Source organism: Kordia sp., from assembly GCF_045105435.1.
Lineage (GTDB): Bacteria > Bacteroidota > Bacteroidia > Flavobacteriales > Flavobacteriaceae > Kordia.
Window position 1 is genome coordinate 1 of the sequence record NZ_JBGCDL010000290.1, and the last position, 3622, is coordinate 3622.

Below are 3622 nucleotides of genomic sequence, written 5' to 3' on the forward strand. Positions count from 1 at the left end.
TTTTCGGTTAAAAATTTCATTCAGACCACAAAAATACCGTAAAAATTGAAATTATAATATCTATTTACTAAAGAACAGGTTTCCTACTTCAAGTTCTCCTTCTTTTTTATCGAGTCGAACAATCGTTATTTTCTTCTTCTCATTTTTCTTTCCGTAGTTTGAATAAATCGTTACTTTTAAAATCGTTGGTCCTGATATTTTTTGTACACTATTCGCTAAATGGTTCACGTATATATTATAACTTCCTTTCATTGCATCTTTCAGCATGAATTCTTCTGGACCATATCCTTGCGTAAGATCATTAGACATTCTTCCGCCTATTTGTGTTCGCTTGTTTTGATAGAACGCCTTCTCGCCTCTTGGATCAAAAACCCACAAATCAATATCGGTATCGTTATGATTCCAATCAATCACAATTCGCACATCAACTGGCATTGTTATAAAAGCTTGCTGTTCATTTTTAGTCAGTTTAAGTTCTTTTGCGTATTTACTCGTTAATCTTGCCAATTCGACATACGCAATGCGCTCTATACCTGTAAATCGCCCATTTTCATCTTTTTGAAGCAATTGCCCATCATATAATTTATAAAGCAAATCATAGCTTTTTTTAATTTCCCCTATTTGTTCATATGCCAATGCTAAATCTCTATATGATTGCGGTTCTTCTGGTCGTAATTCTAATACTTTTTTATACGTTAATACAGCCATTTTATAGCGTTCAAAATATTCCAATTTATACGCAGCTGCTTTTAATAGTTCATAATTATCCAATTCGATTTCTAGCAAATTCGTAATCACAGTTACGGCAATAGTTGTTGCTTGGCGCGAATGAAAAAAGTCAGCTACATCTAAGTAAAACGTTGGCGTATTAGCATATTCTTCGCGTATGTCTAAATACTTTTTGTAAGCTGCTGTTACAGTGGTTTCTTTCTGCAATACTTTTATATACGGCATCTTTGCATTCCATGGCTTTAAGGTTATTTTCTGCTCAGCTTTTTTATTGAATGTATCTATTTCATCAGTATTCTCTTTACTTCCATTTTTAGTAGTTACAATAACTACACCACCAGCTCCTCTATTTCCATAAATTGCAGTCGCAGCCACATCTTTCAACACAGATGTAGACTCTATGTCATCTTGGTTTAAACTTCTATATTTATCCTGACTTACTGGTACACCATCAATAACAAATAATGGTGCAATATCACCTTGTAATGAGCTACGACCTCTAATAATAATTGTATTTGATTGCCCTGAACCTGTATTGACACTAACTCCAGCTGCTGAACCTCGAAGCACTTGGTCTAAAGAATTCACTGGAACTTCCGCTATACTTTCGCTACTAACTGTCGCTACTGACGAAGCTACTTTTGCTCTATTTACAGCGCCGCCATAAGCTGTAATTATAACTTCTTCTAACTCCTCTTTTTCTTTTAATTGTACTTGTAAGGAATTAGATCGTACAGTAACTTCTTTCGAACTAAACCCAACAAATGAAACAACAAGTTTTTGCCCTCTACGCACATTCAGTCTATAAAGACCATCAAAATCAGTGGAAGCACCTACAGTTGTTCCTTTAATAATGACAGTCGCTCCAGGCAACGGAATACCTTCGCTATCAATAACGATTCCGTACATCTTGAACATTTTTCCTGAACCGAGATTTGCTTTGTCTTCTGGTATAAATTCTGCGTTATACCATGTTTCAATATCTTTGTAACTTCCCTGCAAGTTGATTCTTCTACTTTTCAAACGTTCTTCTCGTAGTCTTTCTGCTTTTTCTGCTGATTGCATATGTTGTTTGTATTGCACCATCAATTCTTGTGGCGGTTCAATTTTATAACGTACATAATCTTGAATTCTATCCAGAATAATCATCGACGTATAATCGGTAATCAAATCATATTGTTTTGCCAGTGAAATAATAGCACCTTTGTTTTTTTCTTTTGCACGGTATAAATCTTTCAGTTTTTGCTTCGCCCACAAACGTTTTACTTCTTTTGTTCCTTCTGTAGCGGCAATATTTACAGGAATTTTCTCGGTTACTTTTCCACCGTAACCAAATAACAATGTAACAGTAGTATCTTCTGTAAACTGTCCACCAATCGCAAAATCCTGATATACATTTGTTTGTTGATTTGGATATACTTCTTGTACATTTTCTCCATGTTTTACACCTAAAAACTGATACGTTTCTTCTTTTAAGATTTTCGCTGCTTTTGAAAAATTAATACGCAATAAGTTGATATAACTTCCACCAGATTGCGTTGCGATAGCTACTAAGTTTTGATGATTGGATGAAACTACTGAATTGATGGCATATACAGGTATTTTTCTTTTCATAGCAAAATCTCCCAAATTCGCTAAACCATCTGAAAATAATAGTACTTCATCAGCTTTAACTTTTACATGCTTAAATAAATTTAACTTTGTTCCACCATCATATTGAACACTATGTATTTCTGTGATTAAATCACTCGCATCACCATTCTTAATCTTAAACTCTTTGCGAATTTGTATGCTATTGTTAAAAGCAATGAAATCAACTTTTACATTTTGCAAATATCCAAAGTAAGCTTTCAACACTTTCAATTCTTTGTCAATATCTTTATTGCGCATTGAATACGAAGCGTCCCAAAGTATGGTTACTTTTTTAGGCTTCTTTTTTAATCGCACTGATGGTTGTAATGCCTTGTAGTAATAAAAATATCCATTATACGTATTCAAACTTTCTTGATTTAAACTGTTTGGAATTTGAATTACAATTGGATCTTTTGGCGCATGATTGTTCTTTGAAATACTTGCTACATACGCTTCTCCTTTCTTCATAAAGAAAAAACCTTTGTAATTCGTTTTAGAAACTGTTGGTTGTTGTTCATTAAAAACGTTCATTGCTACAGAAAACGTTTCTAAATTCTGCGAAATCCCTAAAGGCAACTCATAACTTTGTTTGCCATCTAATGTGCTTAATTCTTGCTCAAACTTTATAATAATATGTTTATGTTTCTTAGGAAATATTGGGTATACGCGTGCTTTGTAATTGTTCCCTTCTGTTTTTTCTAACAATCCTGGATCAATTTTTCGTCGTATTGTAGTTTCATACGCAACTCTTCCCAATTCCTTTTCAACAATGACAGCATTTCGCATTTTACCATTTACGTCCATTGCAAATCCTGAAACGGTTTGTCCTTCTGCTAACGGAAATACCAACTCGCCTTCTAAAGTTCTATTCAATCCGTTGTAGAATTTCATATCATAGGTTGTTACAGCGAGGTTTCCGACAATTTCAACGCTTACTTTTAAATCGGTCAATTTTAAATCTTGTTCATCTTTCACAGTAACTTTCGGTGTATTTTGCGCAAATACATTCACACAAAAAAGACAAAAGAAAAAATATAGAATTGGTTTCATAATGAGATTGCTTTTAATTTTCAAAAACAAAACTCCGTATTTATAAAACTATAGAAAAGGGAGAATGAGTAAGTCCTCCTTTTGAATGAGTTAATGGAGTTTTTCTAAATTCAATTGTATGGCTACTTTTTTTATCTACGGAATAATTATAAAAAACTTCAATATGATTTTGATTTTGAGTAATATTCCTATAGCTTTAACAATAACTTAC

General features: G+C 33.3%; 1 protein-coding gene. It reads right to left on the minus strand.

Annotated features, from left to right (window positions below; genetic code table 11):
* Positions 1–60: 60 nt before the first annotated feature.
* A complete protein-coding gene (locus AB8B65_RS14905; RefSeq protein WP_405302059.1) occupies positions 61–3411 on the minus strand; it encodes a VIT domain-containing protein in 3351 nt (1116 codons plus the stop codon).
* Positions 3412–3622 lie beyond the last annotated feature (211 nt).